Raw genomic sequence first — 22,521 nt, forward strand, 5'->3', positions numbered from 1 at the left:
AAGAACCCAAACGCCAAGTCCCGACCCAAGAGTCACGTCCGAAAAAACCCGATCAAAGCTGCACTCGCGCATTTGGGTATAACCCGACAACAGACTAAAATCGCTTAATACTCCCTAAATAAATGGCATCGCCAGGCTCACTGTGCGTGCCGACCGCATCGCCTGCTTCGAACACCATGACCGAATTAAAACGCCCCACCCTCGAACTGCCGGACTCCCGCAAGAAAGTGCTGCTGCACTCCTGCTGCGCGCCCTGCTCGGGCGAAGTCATGGAGGCCATGACGGCATCCGGCATCGATTACTCCATCTACTTCTACAACCCCAACATCCACCCCGACCGCGAATACGAGATCCGCAAGAACGAGAACATCCGTTTTGCCGAAGAGCATGGCATCGAGTTCATCGATGCCGACTACGACCGCGACAACTGGTTCGAGCGCGTCAAGGGCCTCGAGAACGAACCCGAACGCGGGGCCCGCTGCACCGTCTGCTTCGACATGCGCTTCGAGCGCACCGCCCTCTATGCCCACGAGCACGGCTTCGATACCATCACCAGCTCGCTGGGCATCTCGCGCTGGAAGGACATGAACCAGATCAACGGCTGCGGCGAACGCGCCGCGGCGCGCTACCCCGACCTGGTGTACTGGACCTACAACTGGCGCAAGGGCGGCGGCTCGGCGCGCATGATCGAGATCAGCAAGCGCGAAGAGTTCTACCAGCAAGAGTACTGCGGCTGCATCTATTCGCTGCGCGACACCAATCGCCACCGGCGCTCGCAGGGGCGCGAGGCGATCGAGATCGGCGTGAAGTTCTACGGCAAAGACGACTGAACGGCCGGCGCATTGCCTACCGCCTTGTTGATCATCACATAGCGCGTGGCGAGCCGCCCTTCGCTGACCGCCAGGTCGCGGCGCGCCTGCAGGTAGCCGCGCTGGCTGTCCAGCACCGCCATGAAGTCGACCATGCCGCCCTCGTAGCGCGCCTGGGCCAGTTCATAGGCCTCGCGCGCGCTTCGCTCGCGTGACGCCAGCTGGCGCGCCCGCTGCTGCTCGGCGGTATAGGCGCTGAGCGCGTCGTCGATTTCCTGCCACGCCCCGAGCACTGTCCGCTGATAATTCACCGCCGCCTCCTGCTGCTCCAGTTCGCGCAGCCGTACGACGCTGCGGCGCCGGCCGCGATCGAAGAGCGGCAGGTTCAGGCTGGGTCCGACCGACCAGCTTCGGCTGCCCCAGTCGGCGAACTCTCCGCTCAGATAGGATTCATAGCCGAAGCGCGCTCCCAGGCGTATGCTGGGATACAGCTCCGCCTGCGCAACGCCGATGCTCGCCGTGGCCCGATGCAGACGGGCTTCCGCCGCCCTGATGTCGGGACGGCGCAGCGCAATCTCCGAAGGCAGCCCCAGGGATAGATCGGGCAGCGCCGATGCCGCCGCCTGGCCTCGCTCCGGCTGCGGCACAAGCAGGTCACGCAGCGCGCCGGGCGGTTCGCCCAGCAGAAGCGCGATCTGATTGATGCCTGCGCCTTCCCGGGCCAGCAGGTCGGGTAGCTGCGCCTTGTTCGCCGCCACCTCCGTGCGCTGGCGCTCCAGATCGAGATGGTCGGCGACACCGCCCCGCACCCAGGCTTCCAGTATCCGCAGGCGCCCCTCCAGGGCGGACACGTCCTCCCGCAGCAATCGAATCTGGCGCTGCGTGGTGCGCAGCTCGATGTAGTTGCGCGCCACTTCGCTGGCCAGGCTCAGCCGCGCCAGGTCGTACAGCGCGGCCTGCTGGGCCACGTCGGCGTCCGCGGCTTCGACGGAGCGCCGCACGCGCCCCCATAGGTCGGGCTCCCATGAGGCATCGAAGCCCGCCTGGTAAAGCGTGAAGGGTTCGCTCAGCACATCCACCAGCGCCGAGCGGTCGCCGCCGATGGCATCGATCATGCGCACGCCGGCGCCATATTCGCTTTGGCGCTGGCGGGTGACGCTGCCGCTTGCGCCAATGTCCGGGCCCCGCTGGGCGGCGACCGTGCTGCGCTGGACACGCGCCTGGGCGAAATGCAGCGCGGCGGTCTGCAGGTCGGGGCCGGCCCGAAAGGCGCGCTCCTGCAGCGTGTCCAGCACCGGGTCGCCGAACGCGCGCCACCATTCCGCCGGAAGCGTCCCTTCGGTATCGACAGGCGTTCGAAGCGATTCATCCGCGCTGCGCCAGCTCGTCCAGTCGTCCGGGGCCTGCGGAGCCGGCCTGGCGAAATCCGGTCCCGCCGTGCATCCGGCCAACACCAGTACCAGCGCCAGGCCGGCATACGAGCTTGCTCTACGACGAAAATGCAAATCAGACATGTCAAATTTCCCGACTCAGGAAAGACGGTGGCGAAACAGCCAGGCCGCCATGGGCAGCGTGACGCAGGCCAGCGCCAGCAAGGGAATGAAGTCGCGCCACACATCCCGCAGGGTGGCGCCCTCGAGATAGACGCGGCGCACGATATTCATGCCGAAGCGCAAGGGGTTGGCATAGGTCGCGATCTGCAGCGCCTCGGGCATGTTGCGCACCGGGGTCAGCAGGCCCGACAACAGCATCAGTGGCATGATCAATAAAAACGTGTAGAGCATGGCCTGCTGCATGGTGAGGGAGAGCGCCGAAATCGAAAGCCCCATGCCCACCGCCGCGACGGTGAAAGTCAGCAGGCCGAGATAGAGCAGCCACACCGAGCCCGCCAGGGGAACTCCGAACCAGAACCGGATCACGAGAAAAATGATGGTGGACTGGATCAGGCCGATCAGAATGGCCGGCAAGGCCTTGCCGATCAGTATCTGCATCGGCGTCAGCGGGGTGACCAGCAGCTGGTCGAAAGTGCCCTGTTCGCGCTCGCGGGCGACGGACAGCGCGGCCAGCAACAAGGTCTGAAGCATGCTCAAGGCTGCAATCAGGCCCGACATGAGGTTCCAGCGCGACTCCAGGTTGGGGTTGAACCACACGCGCCGATCGATGGCGATGCCCGGGCCGCCCGCGCCCATCGACGCGTTGTAGTCGGCCACGATGGCGCCGACGTAGCCCGAGGCGACGCCCGCGGTCGTGGAGTTGCGCCCATCGAAAATGACCTGAAGCGCAACCCGCTGGCCGGCGGCCAGCCGCTCCTCGAAATCCGGCGGAATGCCGAGCACCAGCAAGGCTTTCTGCTCGTCGACGATCCGGGCGATCTGCCGCGACGAAGTCAGCGTGGCCTCGCGCACGAAGACGCCCGTGCCGTCCAGCCGCGCCAGCAGCTCGGTCGATGCCGCGCCACGGCTCTGGTCCAGCACCGCGTAGGGAACGTGCCTGAGGTCATAGGTGGCGCCATAACCGAACAGCAGCGCCTGCACCAGCACGGGCATCAGCAGGATGGCGCGGCTGGCGGGCTCCTTGATCAAGGCAAGCAGTTCCTTGCGAATCAGGGAAGCGATCTGTGCGAGCGGTGCGAGCAAGGCGTCCATAATGGGTTTCAATCCAGCCTCTTGCGCAGCGTGCGCCGCGTCGCCCACGCCAGCACCAGGGCGTAGGCCGCAAGAATCACCGTGCCGCGCAGGATGTCGGGCCAATAGTCGCCCGCCAGCAGCAGCGTCTTGATCAGGTTCATGAAGTGCGTTGCCGGCAGCAATTGGCCCACGCCCTGTATCACCCAGGGCACGTTGCGCAGGTCGAACACGAAGCCCGATAGCATCATGGCCGGCATGAAGCTGACCAGCAGGGCCACCTGGCTGGCCTGGAACTGGCTGCGCATCGTCCCGGAAATGAACAACCCCAGCAGCAGCGAGACCGTGAGATACAGCATCGAGACCAGGAAGATGATCAGCAGCGAGCCGCGCATCGGCACGTCGAACAGGAAGCGGGCGGCCAGCAGGCACATTGCCAGGTCGATCGCCCCGATGACGAGATACGGCGCCACTTTGGACAGCACCAGTTCCGTGGGCCGCAGCGGCGTGACGAAAAGCGACTCGAGGGTGCCGCGCTCCCATTCGCGGGCGATCAACAGCGAAGTCAGAAAGGCTCCGATCAGCGTCAATACCAGCACGATCAGCCCCGGCACCAGATACCAGGTGCTGTCGCTCGCCTCGTTGAACCAGATGCGCTCCTGCACATCGATGCCCCCGGACGCCTTGCCGCCGGCCCGCTCGGCCTGCCGTTGCGCCCAAAGGCCCGCCGCTCCGCGCACGTAGCCGTCCACGATGGACGCGGTGGTCGAGTTGATGCCGTTGAGCAGCAGCTGGATGTGCGCATCGCCCGAAGCGAGCCGGCGCGAGAAATCCGCCGGCAGGCGCACGATTCCATCCACTTCTCCCGCGCGCATGCGGTCTTCGGCCTCGGCCATGCTGCCCGTCCACACAGGCGAAATATAGGGCGAACCCTGCAGCCCCTGGACGACTTCGCGCGCGGTGGGCGAGCTGTCCTCCAGAACCACGGCTATGGGCGCGTCGTCCACATCGAACGACAGGCCGTAGCCGAACAGGAGAATCAAGGCGACGGGCAGGAGCAGGCCCACGGCCAGATTGCTTTTATCGCGCAGCAGCTGCCGCACTTCCTTGCGCAGCAAGGCGGTGAACCGGCGCGCGAATCCCGATGCTTTCATGCGCCCGCCTCCGCCGACCGGGCCCGGGCGCGTCCCTGCTCGACGATGGCGATGAAGGCGCTGTCCATGTCGGCGCCGCTGTCGCCCGCCATTTCGCGCACCTCGCGCGGCGTGCCCAGCGCCAGCACGCGCCCGGCATCCTGGATGGCGATGCGGTCGCAATACTCCGCTTCTTCCATGAAGTGGGTCGTGATGATGATGGTGACGCCGGTCTGCGCCAGCGCGGTGATGGTGCGCCAGAAGGCGCGGCGGGCCAGGGGATCGATGCCGCTGGTGGGCTCGTCCAGGAACAGGATCTCCGGCTCGTGCAGCAGGCCGGCGGCCATCGCCAGGCGCTGCTTGTAGCCGCCGGGCAGCAAGCCGCTGGCGGCGGCGGGATCCAGTTCGAACTGCTCGATCATGGCGTCCACCCTCCGGTGCAGCGCCTGGCGGCGCAGTCCGTACGCGCCGCCGAAGAATTCCAGGTTCTCGCGCACGGTCAGCTCGCCGTACAGCGCGAACTTCTGCGACACATAGCCGATGCGGCCGCGCGCCCTTGCGCGCGCCGTGCGCAGATTCAGGCCCGCGACCTCCAAGTGGCCGCTGGTGGCCGGAAGCAGCCCGCACAGCATGCGAAAGGTCGTCGTCTTGCCCGCGCCGTTGGGTCCCAGCAGGCCGAAGATCTCGCCCCGCGCCACCTCGAACGAGGTGCTGGCGACCGCGGTGAAGTCGCCGAACTTGCGCACCAGGTCTCGCACCACGATGGCCGGCTGGTCCGTCCTCTCCGGCGCATCGGCCGCCACGGAGCGCCCGGGGGCGGGCGGCGCCGCGTCCTCGCGGGCTTGCTGCCGGCGCAGCAGCATCATGAAGGCGTCCTCCAGCTCTTCGGGCCGCGGCCCATGGTCGACGCCGCCGAGCAGGCGCCGCAGCGCCTCCGGCTCTGCCTGCGGTTGGCGAATGAACCATACGGCGCCGCCCTTGGGCACCGCATCGACCACCTGCGCTCCGGCATCCAGCAGGCGGGCCTGCAGGTCGCGCGCGGGTGTGCCGGGGGGCGGCGTCGCCGTAAAAGTCAGGCCCCGGGCACGTTCACGCAGCGTTCCCGGGTCGCCCTGGTCCAGCAGGCGGCCCTCGTGCATCACGAACACCTGGGCGCAGTGCGCGGCCTCGTCCATGTAGGCCGTGCTGACAATGACGCTGAGATTCTCGTCGTCCACCAGCTGCTGCACGATCTTCCAGAGATCGCGCCGCGACAGTGGATCGACGCCCACGCTGGGTTCGTCCAGCAAGAGCAGATCGGGCAAGCGCACCAGGGTGCAGGCCAGGCCCAGTTTCTGCTTCATGCCGCCCGACAGCTTGCCGGCCGGCCTTGCGGTGAACCGCGCCATGTCGGTCATCTCGAGCATGCGCCTGAACCGTTCGCGGCGCTGCTCGAGCGGGACGCCGTGCAGGTCGGCGTAAAGATCCAGATTTTCCTGGACGCTCAGGTCCTCGTACAGGCCGAAACGCTGCGGCATGTAGCTGATGCGATCCTGCACCGCCTGGGGATCGCGGCCCACGTCCATGCCCAATACCCGCAAGCTTCCGGCGTCGGGTTCCAGCAACCCGGCCATCATGCGCAACAGCGTCGTCTTGCCCGCGCCGTCCGGGCCCACCAGGGCCGTGAGTTCGCCCGCGCGCACCGTCATGGAAATGTCTCTCACCGCGTGCAGCGGACCGCCCGCCGGCGCCACGAAGGTCTTGCGCAGGCCTTCGGCGACGACCGTGGCGCCGGCGGCGCTCATTGCGCCTCGCCGGCAATCAGGTGAACGGTGGCAGGCTGCCCCAGCCGCAGCACATCGCCCGCATCCTCGACCAACACTCGCGCCTCGTAGACCAGGCTCGTGCGCTGCTCTTCGGTCTGGACCGTCTTGGGCGTAAACTCGGCCACCGACGAGATATAGCCTACTTTGCCGGCGACCGCCTCGCCCGGGCGTCCATCGGTAAAGACGCGGGCCTGCATGCCCGGCCGTATCCGGCCAAGGTCCGGTTCGGCGACGTAGACGCGTATCCATTTCGGCCGCGTTAGGGCCAGCGCGAAGACAGGGCGCTGCGGCGTGGCCATGTCGCCCGGTTCCAGCAGGCGCGACCGCACCACCGCGTCGGCGGGCGCCTTCAGTTCGCCCTGCGCAATCTGATGCCGCAGCAGCGCCAACTGCGCCCGCGCCGCCTCCAGCTGAGCCTGCGCACCCGCCACTTCTTCCGTACGCGGGCCCGCCTCCACAAGATGCAGGGCTTCGCGCTGCTCCGCCACCCGGGCCTGCGCGACGCTCAGCGCGCTTCGAGCCCGATCCAGGTCTTGCGCGCTGACCCCGCGCCCTTGCGTCCGGGCCGATATGCCCTGCACGCGCTTGAGGTCCTGCTCGGCCTGCGAGGCCTCTGCCCGGGCCGCGGCAAGGCGGCTGCGAGCCTGCGCAAGCTCTTGCGGCCGTGCGCCGTTGCGCAGGCTGAGCAGGGCCTGCTCTCTGACTTCTACCTGAGCCTGCGCCTGCTCGGCCTGCAGGGCCAGCGTGCGAGTGTCCAGCACGGCCAGCACGCTGCCCGCCTCGACATGGTCGCCTTCCTCGGCGCGCACTTGCGCCACGCGGCCGTTGCCATCGAAAGCCAGCGATATCTGCCTGATGTCCACATTGCCGTACAGCACGAGCGGCCCCTCCTCATCGCGCTGGCTCGAATGCCACCAGGCCCATGCCGCAAGAATCACGGCCAAAGCCGCCGCGACGAGAATGAGAGGCTTCTTCATGATCGGTATTCCGGGTAGGAGGACGATTGATCAGGACATGCAGGAGGAATCGATTCGAGCCGCCGCCGGCTGGACGGCCGTGAATGAGCAGCTTACCCTAAATTTAAATTGAATTTAGTATCTAATTCAAGCAAAATCTTTATGAACATGAGCTCATGCACAAGGTCTAGCCACCGCCACATCGCGTCGACCTGAGTCTCGACATCCCGGCCCCGCAGGAATATGAATCCATGACCACAGCCCCGCGCGCCCCTCGCACCGACGGTGAAACGACCCGCGCCCGCATCCTGGATGCCGCGGGCGAACTCTTCGGCGTCACGGGATTCGCCGAAACCACCAGCAAAGCCATCGCCGCGCGCGCCGGCGTGGACCTGGCATCCATCAACTACCACTTCGGCAGCCGCAACGGCCTGTACCGCGCCGTATTGAGCGAAGCGCACCGCCGCGTGGTCGACCTGGCCGATCTGCAGCAGCTCGCCCAGAGCCCCCTGCCGGCTTCCGAGAAGCTTCGGGTCTTGATCGATCAGCTGGTTCAAAGAGCGGCCGATGGTTCCGAAGGATGGCACCTTACCGTGCTGGCCGCCGAGCTCGTCGCGCCCTCTTCCCACATCAAAGTGCTTTTCAAGTCGGAAGTGCCCATGAAGGCCTCGCTGATCGCCGACATTCTCAGCGAGATAAGCGGCATCCCCGCGGACGACCCCGCCCTGCGCCGCTGCCTGTTCAGCGTCGCCGCCCCCTGCCTGCTCCTGCAGATCGGCCGGCGCGGCCTTCCCGGCCCCGTGCAAGCCATGCTGCGCACGCCGCGCGAAGTGGTGGTGGACCACCTCCACCGATTCGCCATCGCCGGCCTGGAAGCCATCGGAAACGAATACCACGCGGGAAAAACGCCCCCACGCTGCGCAGGCTGATGCCTGCTTGCTGCCCCCCAAGGGGGCTTTTTTTCCCTTGGGGCGGCCCGGCGGCTCGGCGCCCCCGGCAAAAAACCGGCCTCGAAAAGAGGCCGGTTTTCTCGACGATGAAAATACCGATCGGCGAAAAACGATTACTGCAGCGTCCGCTCGAACACGAACTTGTCGTCCCGCCAATCCACCGGCACCACGTCCTTGGGCCCGAACTTGCCCTCGAGCAAGAGCTTGGCGACCGGGTTCTCGATGTACTGCTGGATCGCCCGCTTGAGCGGACGCGCCCCGAACACCGGATCGAAGCCCGCGCGCGCCAGCTGGGCCAGCGCCGCGTCGGATACCTCCAGGCGCATGTCCTGCTGCGCCAGGCGGTCCGCCAGCCGCTGGATCTGGATGCGCGCAATCGATTCGATGTGCTTGGATTCGAGCCCGTGGAACACCACCACCTCGTCGATGCGGTTCAGGAACTCGGGACGGAATGCCGTCTTGAGCTCGTCCCAGATCACTTCCTTCACCACCTCGTACGGCTGGCCCGCCATGCTTTGGATGTGCTGCGAACCCAGGTTGGACGTCATCACGATGACCGTGTTGCGGAAGTCCACCGTGCGCCCCTGGCCGTCCGTAAGGCGGCCGTCGTCCAGCACCTGCAGCAGCACATTGAAGACGTCGGGGTGCGCCTTCTCGACCTCGTCGAGCAGGATCACGCTGTACGGATTGCGCCGCACCGCCTCGGTCAGGTAGCCGCCCTCTTCGTAGCCCACATAGCCCGGAGGCGCGCCGATCAGGCGGGCCACCGAGTGCTTCTCCATGAACTCGCTCATGTCGATGCGTATCATGTGGTCGTCGGAATCGAACAGGAAGTTCGCCAGCGCCTTGGTGAGCTCTGTCTTGCCCACGCCCGTCGGGCCCAGGAACAGGAAGGACCCATAGGGACGCGACGGGTCGGACAGCCCCGCGCGCGAGCGGCGAATGGCGTCGGACACCAGCGTCACCGCTTCGTCCTGGCCCACCACGCGCTTGTGCAGGAACGCTTCCATGCCCAGCAGCTTTTCGCGCTCGCCCTGCATCATCTTGGATACCGGGATGCCGGTGGCGCGCGACACGACCTCGGCGATCTCTTCGGCGCCGACTTCGGTGCGCAGCAGGCGCGGCTGATCCGACTTGTGCTCTTCCTTGCCCGCCTCGGCCGCCGCCAGGCGGCCTTCGAGTTCGGGCAGCTTGCCGTACTGAAGTTCGGCCAGCTTGTCGAACTGGCCCTTGCGCTGCAACTCGGCCATCTCGGCGCGCACGCGCTCGATTTCTTCCTTGATGGACTGCGAGCCTTGCACCGAGGCCTTCTCGGCCTTCCAGATCTCTTCGTAGTCGTTGTACTCGCGCTGCAGCTTCTCGAGTTCGGCATCGATGGCCTGGAGCCGGCGCACCGAAGCCTCGTCGCTGTCCTTCTTGACCGCCTCGCGCTCGATCTTGAGCTGGATGATGCGGCGGTCGAGCTTGTCCATGACTTCGGGCTTGGAGTCGATCTCCATGCGGATGCGGGCTGCCGCCTCGTCGATCAGGTCGATGGCCTTGTCGGGCAGGAAGCGGTCGGTGATGTAGCGATGGGACAGCTCGGCCGCCGCCACGATGGCCGGGTCGGTGATGGCCACGCCGTGGTGAAGCTCGTAGCGCTCTTGCAGGCCGCGCAGGATGGCGATGGTGGACTCGACGTCCGGCTCGTTGACCTGCACTTTCTGGAAGCGGCGCTCGAGGGCCGCGTCCTTTTCGATGTACTTGCGGTATTCGTCCAGGGTGGTGGCGCCGATGCAGTGCAGCTCGCCGCGCGACAGCGCGGGCTTGAGCATATTGCCCGCATCCATGGCGCCCTCGGCCTTGCCGGCCCCGACCATGGTGTGCAGCTCGTCGATGAAGACGATGATGCCGCCCTCGTCCTGGGCCAGTTCCTTCAGCACGGCCTTCAGGCGCTCTTCGAACTCGCCGCGGTACTTGGCCCCGGCCAGCAGCGCCGCCAGGTCGAGCGCCAGCACCCGCTTGCCCTTCAGGGTCTCGGGCACCTCGTTGTTGACGATGCGCTGGGCCAGGCCCTCGACGATGGCCGTCTTGCCCACGCCCGGCTCGCCGATCAGCACCGGGTTGTTCTTGGTGCGGCGCTGCAAGATCTGTATGGTGCGGCGGATTTCGTCGTCGCGCCCGATGACCGGGTCGAGCTTGCCCCGGCGGGCGCGCTCGGTCAGATCGGTGGTGTACTTGGCCAGTGCTTCGCGATTGGCTTCGCCTTCGGCGTCCGACACCGACTCGCCGCCACGCATGGCGTCGATGGCGACTTCGAGCGGCTTGCGCTGCAGCCCGGCATCGCGCAGGATGCGGCCCGCCTCGCCCTTGTCGTCGATCAGGGCCAGCAGGAACAGCTCGCTGGCTATATAGGTGTCGCCCCGGTTGGAGGCCTCTTTGTCGGTGCGCGTCAGCACCGATTGGAGCTCGCGGCTGACCTGGATGTTGCCGTCCGAGCCCTGCACCTGCGGCAAGGCGCCGATCGCCGTGTTGACGTCGGAAACGACGCGGTTGACCGCCACGCCGGCGCGCGCCAGCAGGCTGCCCGCGCCGCTGTCGTTGTCGGAGAGCAAGGCGGCCAGCACGTGCACCGGCTCGATGTAGGGGTTGTCGTTACGGACAGCCAGGCTCTGCGCATCGGCGATCGCCTGCTGGAATTTGGTCGTTAGTTTGTCGAATCGCATAATCGCTCAGCTCGTAGAAGGTTTTTCAGGCCCGGGGCCTGTTGACACTGCAAACAGGCCATGAACCCACGATGATGACTAGATGCGGTCGTTGACCGAAATTTCAAGATGCGAAATGCCGGCGGAATGGCGCCGCCCGGCGCCTCATCCATACTTTACACTCAGAATCTCGTTTCCCACTTTTATCAGGACGAAGCACTTTCAATGGGCAAATTCAGGCAGCTGGAAAGCTTTGTTTCCGTCGCCACCCTGGGCAGCCTGTCGGCGGCCGCCCGGGCCGAGGGGGTCGCGCCCGCCATGATGGCGCGCAGGATGAACGCGCTGGAAGCCAGGCTGGGCATCAAGCTGATGGTACGCTCCACGCGGCGCCTTTCCCTGACCGCCGAGGGCATGCTGCTGTTCAACGAAGCGCAGCGCATCCTGCGCGAGCTGGCCGACGCCGAGAACCGCGTGGCCCAGGGCAGCGAACAGCCCAGCGGCCATCTGCGCATCAGCGCGCCGGCCGGCTTCGGGCGGCGCCACGTGGCGCCCCTCCTGCCCCAGTTCCTGAGCAACCATCCCAAAGTCACCGTCACCCTCGATCTCACCGACCGGCTCGTCGACCTGATAGAAGAACGCTACGACTGCGCCATCCGCATCGGCGATCTGGACGACTCCAGCATCATCGGCGTGCGTCTGGCGGACAACCGCAGGGTCGTGGTCGCCGCCCCTTCCTATCTCGCCCTGCATGGCGCCCCCCGCACGCCGGACGACCTGGCCCGCCACAACTGCCTGACCTTCGGCGGCAGCAACCAGTCCAAAGGATGGCTGTTCCGCCAAGCGGACGGCCAGGTCAAGCCGATGCGCGTCAAGGGCAATATGTCCTGCAGCGACGGCTCGGTGCTGCACGATTGGACGCTGCAGGGCTACGGACTGGCCTGGCGCTCGCTCTGGGAGGTACGCGAGGACCTGGCCCACGGGCGGCTCGTCAGCGTGCTGGACGACCACGCGGCGCCGGCCAACGGCATCTTCGCCATGCTGGCCGAGCGCAAGCACCTGCCGCTGCGGGTGCGCGCCCTGGTCGACCTGCTGCGCGCCACTTACGCGCAGGAAAGCTATTGGGCCACGCACTAGGGCCTGTTCACGCTAAAAGGGCAGCCCTTTTAGCGTGAACAGGCCCTAGGTCGAACGCCCCTGCAAAGCTAGTACAATGGAGGCCAGGGCCGTATAAAAACAACAACGACTCATTCGGCGGTTACCAGGAAGCGTATGCACAAAAGAATTTCGCTCTCTCCCGAGTCGACCCGCTGTTCGACCTGCATGCTCAACAGTCTGTGTCTGCCCCTGGGCATCAACAGCAATGACATAGCCAAGTTCGACGAAGTAGTCAGTGAACGCATTCGCATTCCCAAAGGCGAAGCCCTGTTCCACCAGGGCGACCGCTCGGTCGCCATCTACGGCATCCGCTCCGGCTCCATCAAGACGCAGCTCGAAGACGCCGTCGGCCAGGTCCAGGTCACGGGCTTCCTGCTGCCGGGCGAAGTGGTCGGCATCGACGGTTTTTTGAACACCACCCAGCTGTCGAACGCCATCGCGCTCGAAGACACCGAGGTCTGTGTGGCCCGCATCGAGGACATGGACCGCGTGGCCGCCCACGTGCCGGCCGTGCAGCACCAGCTGCGCCGCCTCAGCAGCGAGGAAATCAAGCGCTCGCAGCAACTGGTGGTGGCATTGGGGGTCTTGCGCTCCGAGCAGCGCCTGGCGGCCTTCCTGCTGAATCTGTCGCAGCGCCTGGCGGCGCTGGGCTATTCGCCCAATGAGTTCGTCCTGCGCATGAGCCGCGAAGAAATCGGCAACTACCTGGGGCTTACTCTGGAAACCGTCAGCCGGCTGTTCTCGCGCTTTGCGCGCGAGAACCTGATCCGCATCCATCAGCGCGAGGTGCAATTGCTCGACCTGCCCACCCTGCGGCAGCTTTCAGGCGTCGATTGCGGCTGAGCGAAAAGCCAGGGCGGCTGCCCTTTTAGCGTCAACAGGTCCTAGAACGTGTCCAGCGGGTCGGCGTCCGGCGCGCTGGGCGCCATGAACAGGCTCAAGGCGCTCGAAAGCGCCGCCATCAGCCAGAACAGGAAGAATCCCCCGGCGTACATCTGCTGCCGGCTGAGCTGTATGGTGCCGAAAATGGCGATGTCCAGGGGGTCGATCAAGGCAAAGACCGTGGCGCTGGTGGCCGCCCCGATAAGAAACGACGGCCACAATATCCACATCAGCGAACGCCACTTCATGATGCCTCTCCCTTGGCTCCGCCGTCGGACGTTGCGGCCGGCGCGGCGCGCTCGATGACCAGGCCGCGCTTGCTGCCGCCGTCGGTGATGGGCTGGTCCGCGAAGTTCTGGACCGCCAGGGCGATGGTCACGACGCAGCCCACCACGGCCACCGCGGGCCCGGCCATCAGTATCCACGGCCAGGGTTCGCGCCACCAGGGTTTGCTGTCTTCTGTCTCGGACATGGTCCTTGCCTCGTATCGTTCTTGGATATGCATGCTGCGTTCGCCTCCCGTCAACGGGGAACGTAGAAACTGCTCGCCTCGGTCACCACGGTCCTGCGGCCCTGGTCGGACGTCGCGGTAACTTGAAGCTGAATATCATACAGCCCGGGCGCCGCCCCCGCCGCGGGCGCCTGGACGACCACCGGCACCAGCCGGTTCGACGATCCCTCGACGACCACCTGCTGCTCGGGATGGTCGGCGGGCGTGACGACCATGCCGGGCACGCCCGAGGCATCCAGTTGCAGCGTCAGGGGCGACTCGGACGTATTGATGACTTGCAGCCGGTAGACGTTTTCGATCAGGCCGCCGGCCACTTCGCGCCCCAGCGCGCCGCGGTCGCGTATCACGTCCACCCTCAGGGTGCTGCGCGTGGCGATCGAGACGATGAGGCCTATGCCTATGACGAGCAACAGCAGGGTGTAGGCAATGACGCGGGGACGGAACAGCCTGCGGCGCACCTGGCCTTGGGTCAGGCCTTCGGTGATGGCGCTGCCCGAGGTATAGCGGATAAGGCCCCTGGGGTAATCCATTTTGTCCATCACCTGATCGCAGGCGTCGACACAGGCCCCGCAGCCTATGCACATGTACTGCAGCCCGTCGCGGATGTCGATGCCGGTGGGACAGACCTGCACGCACAGCGTGCAGTCGACGCAGTCGCCCAGCCCCGCTTCTTTGTGGTCGACGCGGCGCGACCGCCCCCCGCGCGGCTCGCCGCGCTTGTAGTCGTAGGTGACGACGAAGGTGTCGTCGTCCACCATCACGCTTTGAAAACGCGCATAGGGACACATGTATTTGCAGACCGCCTCGCGCATGAAGCCGGCGTTGCCCCAGGTGGCAAAGGCGTAGAACAGCATCCAAAACCACTGCCAGGGCCCCAGCGAAAACGCCAGCAGGCCCGCGCCCAGCTCTCGTATGGGCGCAAAATAGCCGATGAAGGTAAAGCCGGTCCAGAAGGCGATCAGCACCCAGACGGAATGCTTGGCGGCCTTGAGCCCCAGCTTGCGCGCATTCCAGGGCTGCTCGTCGAGCCGGATGCGGGCCAGGCGGTCGCCCTCGATCTTGCGCTCGACCCACATGAAGATTTCGGTATAGACCGTCTGGGGACAGGCGTAGCCGCAGAACAGCCGGCCCGCCATCGCCGTGAACAGAAACAGCGCAAAGGCCGACAACACCAGCAGGACGGCCAGATACACGACGTCCTGGGGCCACAGCACCATGCCGAACAGATAGAACTTGCGCGCGCCCAGATCGAACAGCACCGCCTGGCGGCCCTGCCATTGCAGCCAGGGCAGCCCGTAGAAAATGATCTGGGTGGCGAACACCATGACGATGCGCCAGCGCGCGTAAAGACCCGACACCGAGCGCGGGTAGACCTTGTTGCGCACGTCGGCCAGCGCCTTCTCGACGTAGGGCGACGTGCCCTTCTGCGGCCTGGCGACCGCCTGCGGCCGCCAGGCGGGGGAAGCACTGGCCGGGCTGGCGCCCTGCGTGGAAGACTTGCTGCGGTCGGTGTTCATGGCGGGTCTCTTCAGTCGACGGTTTCACCCTCGTTGGACAGCCCCCACACCCAGGCGGTCAGCATGCGGATCTGCTGCGTCGTCAGGATGCGTTCCTGGGCCGGCATGTGGTTTTCGCGGCCATTGAGGATGATGTCGACGATGGTGGCTTCGGAGCTTCCGTGCAGCCACACGTTGTCGGTGAGGTTGGGCGCGCCCAGGGCCTGGTTGCCCTTGCCTTCCGCGCCATGGCAGGCCACGCAGTAGGTGTCGTAGCCGCGCTTGCCCGGCACCACGCGCAGCGAATCGGCCGCCAGGCCCGAGAGCGAACGTACGTACTGCGCAATGTCGGCGGCTTCGGCGGGCTTGATGGTGCCGCGCCAGGGCGGCATGACGCCGTGGCGGCCCTTGGCGATGGTCTGTTCGATCTGCTCGGGCGCGCCGCCGTACAGCCAGTCGCCGTCCGTCAGGTTGGGAAAGCTCGGGCCGCCGCGGGCGTCAGAGCCGTGGCATTGCGCACAGTTGTTCAGGAACAGGCGCTGGCCGATCTGCTGGGCCTCGTGGTCGCCCGCGATCTGCGGGATGCTCATGCTTTCGTAGCGCGCATACACGGGCCGGATCTGCTCGGCCTGCGCCCGCTGCGCCTCCCGCACGGCCTCGGCCGACGAATACTGGAGCACGCCCTGGAACCTGCCCAGGCCGGGATACAGCACGAGATAGCCCAGGGCGAACACGCACAGCCCGAGATAGAACACCGTCCACCAGCGCGGCACGGGGTTGTTGAGCTCGGACAGGTTGCCGTCCCAGACGTGGCCCGTGTTCTCGGCCTGCTTGACTTCCTTCTTGAGCCAGGCGCGCTGCGAAAAAAGCAGCCACACGCAAAAGACGATGCCGCCCAGCGCGATGATCGAAATGAAGTAACTCCAGAAACCGCTGAAAAAGTCACTCATGAGATTCCCCTTGTTTCTTTTGTTCTGCCCCGCCCGCCTTCTCCTCGGCTTCTTCGCGGGCCGCCTGCCCGGTTTCGTCCGGCTGGGCGAATGGCAGCATCGACGCATCGCGATTGGCCTTGGCCCTGCCCCGCGAAAAAGCCCACCAGACGATGCCGATGAAGGTGAGCAATGCGATCAGGGTCGCGATTCCGTTCAGTATGGACATCAGGGTTCTCCCGCCATGATATCGGCGGCCGCTTCGCGGCCCGCCACGCCCAGGCCCTGCAGATACGCAACGATGGCGTCTTCTTCCGTCTTGCCCTTGAGGGCCGCGGGGGCTGCTTCGATCTGCTCGTCGGTATAGGGCACGCCCAGATAGCGCAGCACGCGCATGCGCTCCTGGATGTTGATGCCTTCGACTGTGTTGTGCTGCAGCCAGGGATAGGCCGGCATGTTGGACTCGGCCACCACGGCGCGCGGATCGCGCAGGTGGATGCGGTGCCAGTCGTCGGAATAGCGCTGCCCCACGCGGGCCAGGTCGGGCCCCGTGCGTTTGGAGCCCCACAGGAAGGGACGGTCGTAGACGAACTCGCCCGCGACCGAATAGGGGCCGTAGCGCTGCACTTCGGACTGCAGCATGCGGATCTGCTGCGAGTGGCAGCCCACGCAGCCTTCGCGCATGTACAGGTCGCGGCCGACCAGCTGCAGCGCTTCGTAGGGCTGCACGCCCTCGATCGGCTTGGTGGTGGAGTGCTGGAAGAACAGCGGAATGATCTGGGCCAGGCCGGCGATGGAGATCACCAGCACGCTGAAGAAAATCAGCAGCCCGACGTTGGTTTCGAGCAGTTCGTGACTGAAGCGTTTTTTCTGCTTGCTTGCCATGTCGAAGCTTCCTTTAAGCGACCACTTTTGCGGCCGCGGGGACCGGCTGGGGTATTGCAGGCCCCACCAGGGCGGGGTCGGTGCTGTCCGGGTTGTACTTGTACACCACGGGATTGGGCTTGGGCTGGCCCTTGATGGTGCGGTAGGTGTTCCACGCCATCACGAACATGCCGCTCAGGAAGAACAACCCGCCGAGCAGCCGGATGGCATACAGCGGATAGGTGGCGCTGACGCCCTCGACGAAGCTGTAGGTCAGCGTGCCGTCGGCGCCGGTGGCGCGCCACATCAGGCCCTGCATGACGCCGGCCACCCACATCGAGCTGATGTACAGCACGACGCCGATGGTGGCGAGCCAGAAGTGCAGTTCGACCTGCTTGATGCTGGCCATGGAGCTGCGGCCGTACAGGCGCGGGATCATGTAGTAGAACGAACCGAAGGTGATCATGGCGACCCAGCCCAGCGCGCCCACGTGGACGTGGCCGACGGTCCAGTCGGTGTAGTGGGACAGGGCGTTGACGGTGCGGATGGACATCATCGAGCCCTCGAAGGTGGCCATGCCGTAGAAGGACAGCGCCGTGACGAGGAATTTCAGGATGGGGTCGGTGCGCAGCTTGTGCCAGGCGCCCGAGACCGTCATGATGCCGTTGATCATGCCGCCCCAGGAAGGCGCCAGCAGAATCAGCGAGAACACCATGCCCAGCGCCTGGGTCCAGTCGGGCAGCGAGGTGTAGTGCAGGTGGTGCGGGCCGGCCCACATATAGGTAAAGGCCAGCGCCCAGAAGTGCACGATGGACAGGCGGTACGAATAGATCGGACGGTCGGCCTGCTTGGGCACGAAGTAGTACATCATGCCCAGAAAGCTGGTCGTCAGGAAGAAGCCCACCGCATTGTGGCCGTACCACCACTGCACCATGGCGTCCTGCACGCCCGCATAGGCGGAATACGACTTCCACAGCGAGACGGGAATCTCGATGTTGTTGAAGATGTGCAGCACGGCGATGGTCAGGATGTACGAGCCGTAGAACCAGTTGGCCACGTAGATGTGCTTGACGCGCCGCTTGGCGATGGTGCCGAAGAACACCACGGCGTACGAGACCCACACCAGGGCGATCAGGATGTCGATGGGCCACTCGTATTCGGCGTACTCTTTGGTGGTGGTAAAACCCATGGGCAGCGTGAAGAAGCCCGCGAACAAGGCCAGCTGCCAGCCCCAGAAGGTGAAGGCCGCCAGCTTGTCGGAGAACAGGCGCACCTGGCAGGTGCGCTGCACGACATAGTACGAGGTGGCGAACAGCGCCGTGCCCCCGAAGGCGAAGATGACCGTGTTGGTGTGCACGGGCCGCAGGCGGCCATAGCTGAGCCAGGGCGTGTTGAAGTTCAGCTCAGGCCAGATCAGTTGTGCGGCGATCAGCACCCCCACGCCCATGCCGACGATGCCCCAGAATATGGTCATGATCGTGAACTGCCGAACCACGCCATAATTGAAGGTTTCCGGCTGGCCGGCCATCGTACCCGAAGTACTCATGGATTTCCCCTAATACAAACAAATAAGAGTCGTCTCGGCTTGACGCCGACTTGCCCATCGGGCTTTGCAGCTGCGAGCCGCGAAGTCCGATGCGTTATTCCTTCTTGCCGCCCACATCGCCGTCGTGCGACTTTGGCGGCGCCCTGGAGTTTTCATCCTCGTCGCCCAGAATGGACTTGCCCGCGGAGTCGCTGTCGTCGAACTGGCCTGCGAAAATCGCCCACCAAAATGCCGCGCCGATCGCCACCACGAACACCAGCGAGATCGCGATCAGCAGAAACATTGCCTCCATGGCCGCCTCAGGTCCTGTTGACGCTAGCCTGCGGCGGCGGCGACACGCGACGGCGCGGCCGCGGTTTGCCGCCGGAACAGCCGCCAGGCATTGGCCGCCACGGCCAGGGACGAGAGCAGCATGGTGATGGCCGCCAGCCAGGGCTGCACCCAGCCCAGGGCGGCCAAAGGCATCATCAGCACATGCCACAGCATGGCGCCCAGCAGGCTTTGGCGCGCCACGCGCCCGCTTGCCCGGGTCAGGCCGGCCAGCTGGTATTCGGTGGTGGAAGGCCGAGCCATGAGACTGGCATGGGCGGCGGCGATGGAGGTGGGCACGGCCATGGCCATGGCGCAGGGACAACTGATGACCAGCATGGCGACCATGATGCCCACTGCGCGTTCGGGCGCGTGTAAGTACCAGACGGCGCCGGCCGCGAAAGCGACACCCAGCTGGATGATGGTGAACCAGATGGCGACGCGGTCGGCCTTGTCAGACAGAACGACGCGATGCCGCTCGATGGCGTCGTGCATGCGCCCGCTGCCCACGGCTTGGCGCGCACAGAGCTCCAGATAGCGGGCGGTGAGCAGGAAGGCCACGAACATCGTGACCGAGTCGAAATAGACTTCGCCGCGCCCGCTGAAGGTGGCGTAGGCGCTGGGAATGAAGGCGGCGACGATGCCCAGGGCGACCGGCACGTCCATGCTGAGGCTGGCGCGGCGCATCCGGCGCAGGGCGCCCTGCCATACCGGCCAGGCGCAATACAGCACCACGGGGACGGTCAGCGCCAGGCTGACCCAGTTCATGAGGACGATGGCGCTGTCGAGAAAGGTCTGGTCTTCCGCGCCCATGGGCCGGGTGCGCAGATAGCCCGGGAAAGCGAACATCATGACCTGCATCATGGCCAGCCACGCCAGGCCCAGGCGGGCAAGCATATGCCGCCTCTGTTGGCGCCGGTCTGGCGCGAGCGTATCGGGAATGGAGAAAATCGAGAAGGCGCGCATGGTGTAACGAACTATAGCGTTGCACCGCACAAACCGCCTTGATATAGATCAAGGAGCGGCATGTTCCCGTATCGAACATGCCGCTCTTCTTACCAGGCATGGAACGCGGCCGCGCCCCGCCCGATGGGCGCCGACGCCCCGCGTGGACGCGGGGCCGTCGCGGTCAGGCCACTTTGCGGCTGCTGACCGGGCTGTCGAACTGCGCTTCTTCGGTCGAACCGCTGAGCGCCGTGGTGGACGACCGGCCTCCCTCGATGGTCTGCGTCACGGCGTCGAAGTAGCCGGTGCCCACTTCGCGCTGGTGCTTGACGGCGGTGAAGCCCAGTTCGGCCGCGGCAAACTCTTTTTGCTGCAGTTCGACGAAGGCGCTCATCTGGCGGCGCGCGTAGCCGTGGGCCAGCTCGAACATGCCGTAGTTCAGCGCGTGGAAGCCCGCCAGCGTGATGAACTGGAACTTGTAGCCCATGGCGCCCAGCTCGCGCTGGAAACGCGCCACCGTGTCGTCGTCCAGGTTCTTCTTCCAGTTGAACGAGGGCGAGCAGTTGTAGGCCAGCATCTTGCCGGGAAACTGCTTGTGGATGGCTTCGGCGAAGCGGCGCGCATAAGCCAGGTCGGGCGTGGAAGTCTCGCACCACAGCAGATCGGCATACGGAGCGTAGGCCAGGCCGCGCGAAATGGCCTGGTCGATGCCCGGCTTGGTGCGGAAAAAGCCCTCGGCCGTGCGTTCGCCCGTGATGAAGGGATGATCGTTCTCGTCCACGTCGCTGGTGATGAGGTCGGCCGCATCGGCGTCCGTGCGGGCCAGCAGCACCGTCGGCACTCCCATGACGTCCGCGGCCAGGCGGGCGGACACCAGCTTGGAGACCGCTTCGCGCGTCGGCACCAGCACCTTGCCGCCCATGTGGCCGCACTTCTTGACCGAAGCGAGCTGGTCTTCGAAGTGCACGCCGGCGGCGCCCGCCTCGATCATGGCCTTCATCAGTTCGAAGGCGTTGAGGACACCGCCGAAGCCGGCTTCGGCGTCGGCGACGATGGGCGCGAAGTAGTCGACGTAGCCTGCGTCCGCGGGGTCGGCGCCTTCCATCCACTGGATCTGGTCGCAGCGCGCCAGGGCGTTGTTGATGCGGCGCACCACCTGGGGCACGGAATTGGCCGGATACAAGGACTGGTCGGGATACATTTCGCCCGCCAGGTTGGCGTCGCCGGCCACCTGCCAGCCCGAGAGATAGATGGCCTTGAGGCCGGCCTTGACCTGCTGCATGGCCTGGTTGCCGGTAAGCGCACCCAGGGAATTGACGAAATCCTCGGTCTGCAGCAGAGACCACAGCTTTTCGGCGCCGCGTCGTGCCAGCGTATGCTCGACGGCTAGCGAGCCGCGCAGCCGCACGACTTCCTCGGCGCCATAGCCGCGCTTCACGCCCTGCCAGCGCGGGCTTTCGGCCCAATGGGTTTGCAATTCACGCACTGCCTGTTCACGTGTGGACATGGTTTTGCTCCTGATGAAGTGAAGAAAGCTTCGGAAGAAGTTCCACCGCCCAAGGCCCCCTGGGAACTTCGTCGCCATGGAAAAAATTCTACGCCTCTTGTGCGGAGCAAAACACACTTATGTCTTATATAAGACTAAAAATATTTTTCTTTAAAAACAACGATATAATATTATTATTCCGCATTACAAAACGATTTTTTCCTTTATGAAAGAGACGACGTTGCCCCGCAGCAAGCTGTTTTCATATTGCGGCCGTTACATCCCACATCATGAAATCGGCCTCGAACGCTACAATCCTCCCGTCACTTCTTCTTTTCATCGCCCATGAACACCCCTCTCACCCACGCCCCTCTGGGCCAGGAAGTGGTCTATCCCACCGCCTACGATCCCACCCTGCTGTTCCCCATCGACCGTGCGCCCAACCGCCAGACCCTGGGCGCCCTTCCGGACTGGGCCGGGGCCGATATCTGGAATGCGTACGAGATCTCCTGGCTGAACACCCGCGGCAAGCCCATCGTGGCAACCGCGCGCTTCGTCTTTCCGCATGACAGCCCCAGGCTGGTGGAGTCGAAGTCGTTCAAGCTTTATCTGAATTCCTTCAACGACGAGCGGTTCGCCGACGAAAAAGAGGTATGCGCGCGCATGCGCACGGATCTGTCCGCCGCCTGCGGAGGCGCGGTCGAGGTCGAACTGGCTCCCGTGGGCGGCCAGGCGGCGCAAAGCTATCAGCCGCTGGAAGGCATCAACATAGACGGCATCGACGTGGACATCGAGGTGTACACGCCTTCGCCGGAACTGCTGCAGTGCGTGCCCGGTGGGCCGGCGGTGGAGGAAACGCTGGTGTCCGACCTGCTGAAGTCCAATTGCCCGGTCACGGGCCAGCCGGACTGGGCCAGCGTGCAGATCCGCTACACGGGGCCGCAGATCGATCGGTCGGCGCTGCTCAAATACATCGTGTCGCTGCGCCGGCATGATGAGTTTCACGAGCAGTGCGTGGAGAAGATGTATTGCGACATCTGGCGCATCTGCCGGCCGCAGTCTTTGCTGGTGTACGCGCGCTACACGCGCCGCGGCGGGCTGGACATCAATCCCTGGCGCGCCAGCCATGCAGCCGAGGTTTCGCAGGCGCGGACTGTTCGCCAGTAAGCGGTTGCCCTTTTTGAACGCTCAGCGTGGGCGGGGCTTTTATTGTGTCGAACTCTTGACCGCCGCCAGTGTGTTTATTGCGATGCTGTTGCTGAGTAATGAGATGGTCAGCCCGCCCCTCGGCGAGGGCGGGTACGCTGTAGGGGGATTTCCCCCTGGAGATAAGGAGACCATCATGGCGACGATCAAGCTGATAGGCATTGACCTGGGTAAGCGCTGTTTTCATCTTCACGGTCAAGATGAGAGCGGCCGGCAAGTACTGCGCAAGAA

21 protein-coding genes are annotated in these 22,521 nt (G+C 65.2%); 5 read left to right on the plus strand and 16 right to left on the minus strand.

Annotated features, from left to right (window positions below; translation table 11 throughout):
* The first annotated feature begins 176 nt into the window (after positions 1–176).
* Entirely contained in the window at positions 177–830 is a 654-nt protein-coding gene (locus CSC67_RS20125; protein ID WP_118996250.1) for an epoxyqueuosine reductase QueH, read from the plus strand.
* Here CSC67_RS20125 and CSC67_RS20130 read toward each other — a convergent pair.
* Genes CSC67_RS20130 through CSC67_RS20150 form a run of 5 tightly spaced genes read right to left on the minus strand, consistent with a single transcriptional unit; the run spans position 812 to position 7,348 of the window.
* Positions 812–2,323, minus strand: coding sequence for an efflux transporter outer membrane subunit (locus CSC67_RS20130; RefSeq protein ID WP_118996251.1), 1,512 nt, complete (start codon positions 2,321–2,323; stop codon positions 812–814). The genes CSC67_RS20125 and CSC67_RS20130 overlap by 19 nt on opposite strands.
* 15 nt (positions 2,324–2,338) lie before the next feature.
* Complete coding sequence (locus CSC67_RS20135) at positions 2,339–3,457, minus strand: ABC transporter permease (protein WP_245220314.1); 1,119 nt, start codon at positions 3,455–3,457, stop codon at positions 2,339–2,341.
* 5 nt (positions 3,458–3,462) lie between these two features.
* Complete coding sequence (locus tag CSC67_RS20140) at positions 3,463–4,587, minus strand: ABC transporter permease (protein WP_118996253.1); 1,125 nt, start codon at positions 4,585–4,587, stop codon at positions 3,463–3,465.
* On the minus strand, positions 4,584–6,350 hold the full coding sequence (locus CSC67_RS20145; RefSeq protein WP_118996254.1) for an ATP-binding cassette domain-containing protein: 1,767 nt from the start codon (positions 6,348–6,350) through the stop codon (positions 4,584–4,586). The genes CSC67_RS20140 and CSC67_RS20145 overlap by 4 nt, the downstream gene beginning before the upstream one ends.
* The gene (locus tag CSC67_RS20150) at positions 6,347–7,348 is read right to left on the minus strand and encodes an HlyD family secretion protein (protein WP_118996255.1); all 1,002 of its coding nucleotides are present in this window, start codon (positions 7,346–7,348) and stop codon (positions 6,347–6,349) included. Before CSC67_RS20150 ends, CSC67_RS20145 begins: the two co-directional genes overlap by 4 nt.
* Before the next feature lie 230 nt (positions 7,349–7,578).
* Here CSC67_RS20150 and CSC67_RS20155 point away from each other — a divergent pair, with 230 nt between their 5' ends.
* Positions 7,579–8,256 carry a TetR/AcrR family transcriptional regulator gene (locus CSC67_RS20155; RefSeq protein ID WP_118996256.1) on the plus strand — a complete coding sequence of 226 codons (678 nt, stop codon included), beginning with the start codon at positions 7,579–7,581 and terminating at the stop codon, positions 8,254–8,256.
* Between the two features lie 134 nt (positions 8,257–8,390).
* Here the strand turns inward: CSC67_RS20155 and clpB are convergent, their stop codons facing one another.
* Entirely contained in the window at positions 8,391–10,982 is a 2,592-nt protein-coding gene (gene clpB / locus CSC67_RS20160) for an ATP-dependent chaperone ClpB (protein ID WP_118996257.1), read from the minus strand.
* Between the two features lie 204 nt (positions 10,983–11,186).
* Between clpB and CSC67_RS20165 the strand changes: the two genes are divergently transcribed.
* On the plus strand, positions 11,187–12,095 hold the full coding sequence (locus tag CSC67_RS20165) for a LysR family transcriptional regulator (RefSeq protein ID WP_118996276.1): 909 nt from the start codon (positions 11,187–11,189) through the stop codon (positions 12,093–12,095).
* 135 nt (positions 12,096–12,230) lie between these two features.
* Positions 12,231–12,959, plus strand: coding sequence for a helix-turn-helix domain-containing protein (locus tag CSC67_RS20170; RefSeq protein WP_118996258.1), 729 nt, complete (start codon positions 12,231–12,233; stop codon positions 12,957–12,959).
* A gap of 41 nt (positions 12,960–13,000) precedes the next feature.
* Here CSC67_RS20170 and CSC67_RS20175 read toward each other — a convergent pair whose 3' ends face one another.
* The 10 genes from CSC67_RS20175 to aceA all read right to left on the minus strand — a co-directional run bounded on the left by CSC67_RS20175 (position 13,001) and on the right by aceA (position 21,105).
* Positions 13,001–13,246 carry a hypothetical protein gene (locus tag CSC67_RS20175; RefSeq protein ID WP_118996259.1) on the minus strand — a complete coding sequence of 82 codons (246 nt, stop codon included), beginning with the start codon at positions 13,244–13,246 and terminating at the stop codon, positions 13,001–13,003.
* Positions 13,243–13,470, minus strand: a complete 228-nt coding sequence (locus tag CSC67_RS20180) for a FixH family protein (protein WP_118996260.1) — start codon at positions 13,468–13,470, stop codon at positions 13,243–13,245. The genes CSC67_RS20175 and CSC67_RS20180 overlap by 4 nt, the downstream gene beginning before the upstream one ends.
* Before the next feature lie 50 nt (positions 13,471–13,520).
* A complete protein-coding gene (gene ccoG / locus CSC67_RS20185) occupies positions 13,521–15,026 on the minus strand; it encodes a cytochrome c oxidase accessory protein CcoG (RefSeq protein ID WP_118996261.1) in 1,506 nt (501 codons plus the stop codon).
* 11 nt (positions 15,027–15,037) lie between these two features.
* On the minus strand, positions 15,038–15,955 hold the full coding sequence (ccoP, locus tag CSC67_RS20190; protein ID WP_118996262.1) for a cytochrome-c oxidase, cbb3-type subunit III: 918 nt from the start codon (positions 15,953–15,955) through the stop codon (positions 15,038–15,040).
* Complete coding sequence (locus CSC67_RS21725; RefSeq protein ID WP_118996263.1) at positions 15,948–16,163, minus strand: cbb3-type cytochrome oxidase subunit 3; 216 nt, start codon at positions 16,161–16,163, stop codon at positions 15,948–15,950. Before CSC67_RS21725 ends, ccoP begins: the two co-directional genes overlap by 8 nt.
* Positions 16,163–16,819: a cytochrome-c oxidase, cbb3-type subunit II gene (gene ccoO / locus CSC67_RS20200; protein WP_118996264.1), complete on the minus strand. Its 657-nt coding sequence runs from the start codon at positions 16,817–16,819 to the stop codon at positions 16,163–16,165. The genes CSC67_RS21725 and ccoO overlap by 1 nt, the downstream gene beginning before the upstream one ends.
* 13 nt (positions 16,820–16,832) lie before the next feature.
* Positions 16,833–18,344 (minus strand): cytochrome-c oxidase, cbb3-type subunit I, encoded by a 1,512-nt coding sequence (gene ccoN / locus CSC67_RS20205; RefSeq protein ID WP_118996265.1) that lies wholly within the window; start codon positions 18,342–18,344, stop codon positions 16,833–16,835.
* Between the two features lie 94 nt (positions 18,345–18,438).
* Positions 18,439–18,636 (minus strand): cbb3-type cytochrome oxidase assembly protein CcoS, encoded by a 198-nt coding sequence (ccoS, locus tag CSC67_RS20210; RefSeq protein ID WP_167752980.1) that lies wholly within the window; start codon positions 18,634–18,636, stop codon positions 18,439–18,441.
* A gap of 23 nt (positions 18,637–18,659) precedes the next feature.
* A complete protein-coding gene (locus tag CSC67_RS20215; RefSeq protein ID WP_118996267.1) occupies positions 18,660–19,619 on the minus strand; it encodes a P-type ATPase actuator domain-containing protein in 960 nt (319 codons plus the stop codon).
* Between the two features lie 163 nt (positions 19,620–19,782).
* Entirely contained in the window at positions 19,783–21,105 is a 1,323-nt protein-coding gene (gene aceA / locus CSC67_RS20220) for an isocitrate lyase (RefSeq protein ID WP_118996268.1), read from the minus strand.
* Between the two features lie 324 nt (positions 21,106–21,429).
* Between aceA and queF the strand changes: the two genes are divergently transcribed.
* Positions 21,430–22,251, plus strand: coding sequence for an NADPH-dependent 7-cyano-7-deazaguanine reductase QueF (queF, locus tag CSC67_RS20225; protein WP_118996269.1), 822 nt, complete (start codon positions 21,430–21,432; stop codon positions 22,249–22,251).
* The last annotated feature ends 270 nt before the right edge of the window (positions 22,252–22,521 follow it).

The organism is Pusillimonas caeni (genome assembly GCF_003545815.1).
Classification (GTDB): Bacteria; Pseudomonadota; Gammaproteobacteria; order Burkholderiales; family Burkholderiaceae_B; genus Pusillimonas; species Pusillimonas caeni.

Bases quoted from the DNA above. Each gene is read 5' to 3' on its own strand.
- CSC67_RS20130 (WP_118996251.1), bottom strand. From the start codon at position 2,323: ATGTCTGATTTGCATTTTCGTCGTAGAGCAAGCTCGTATGCCGGCCTG.
- ccoO (WP_118996264.1), bottom strand. From the start codon at position 16,819: ATGGCAAGCAAGCAGAAAAAACGCTTCAGTCACGAACTGCTCGAAACC.
- CSC67_RS20170 (WP_118996258.1), top strand. From the start codon at position 12,231: ATGCACAAAAGAATTTCGCTCTCTCCCGAGTCGACCCGCTGTTCGACC.
- CSC67_RS20180 (WP_118996260.1), bottom strand. From the start codon at position 13,470: ATGTCCGAGACAGAAGACAGCAAACCCTGGTGGCGCGAACCCTGGCCG.
- CSC67_RS20155 (WP_118996256.1), top strand. From the start codon at position 7,579: ATGACCACAGCCCCGCGCGCCCCTCGCACCGACGGTGAAACGACCCGC.
- CSC67_RS20145 (WP_118996254.1), bottom strand. From the start codon at position 6,350: ATGAGCGCCGCCGGCGCCACGGTCGTCGCCGAAGGCCTGCGCAAGACC.
- CSC67_RS21725 (WP_118996263.1), bottom strand. From the start codon at position 16,163: ATGTCCATACTGAACGGAATCGCGACCCTGATCGCATTGCTCACCTTC.
- ccoP (WP_118996262.1), bottom strand. From the start codon at position 15,955: ATGAGTGACTTTTTCAGCGGTTTCTGGAGTTACTTCATTTCGATCATC.
- queF (WP_118996269.1), top strand. From the start codon at position 21,430: ATGAACACCCCTCTCACCCACGCCCCTCTGGGCCAGGAAGTGGTCTAT.
- ccoS (WP_167752980.1), bottom strand. From the start codon at position 18,636: ATGGAGGCAATGTTTCTGCTGATCGCGATCTCGCTGGTGTTCGTGGTG.
- CSC67_RS20140 (WP_118996253.1), bottom strand. From the start codon at position 4,587: ATGAAAGCATCGGGATTCGCGCGCCGGTTCACCGCCTTGCTGCGCAAG.
- ccoG (WP_118996261.1), bottom strand. From the start codon at position 15,026: ATGAACACCGACCGCAGCAAGTCTTCCACGCAGGGCGCCAGCCCGGCC.
- CSC67_RS20150 (WP_118996255.1), bottom strand. From the start codon at position 7,348: ATGAAGAAGCCTCTCATTCTCGTCGCGGCGGCTTTGGCCGTGATTCTT.
- aceA (WP_118996268.1), bottom strand. From the start codon at position 21,105: ATGTCCACACGTGAACAGGCAGTGCGTGAATTGCAAACCCATTGGGCC.
- CSC67_RS20215 (WP_118996267.1), bottom strand. From the start codon at position 19,619: ATGCGCGCCTTCTCGATTTTCTCCATTCCCGATACGCTCGCGCCAGAC.
- CSC67_RS20125 (WP_118996250.1), top strand. From the start codon at position 177: ATGACCGAATTAAAACGCCCCACCCTCGAACTGCCGGACTCCCGCAAG.
- clpB (WP_118996257.1), bottom strand. From the start codon at position 10,982: ATGCGATTCGACAAACTAACGACCAAATTCCAGCAGGCGATCGCCGAT.
- CSC67_RS20165 (WP_118996276.1), top strand. From the start codon at position 11,187: ATGGGCAAATTCAGGCAGCTGGAAAGCTTTGTTTCCGTCGCCACCCTG.
- CSC67_RS20175 (WP_118996259.1), bottom strand. From the start codon at position 13,246: ATGAAGTGGCGTTCGCTGATGTGGATATTGTGGCCGTCGTTTCTTATC.
- ccoN (WP_118996265.1), bottom strand. From the start codon at position 18,344: ATGAGTACTTCGGGTACGATGGCCGGCCAGCCGGAAACCTTCAATTAT.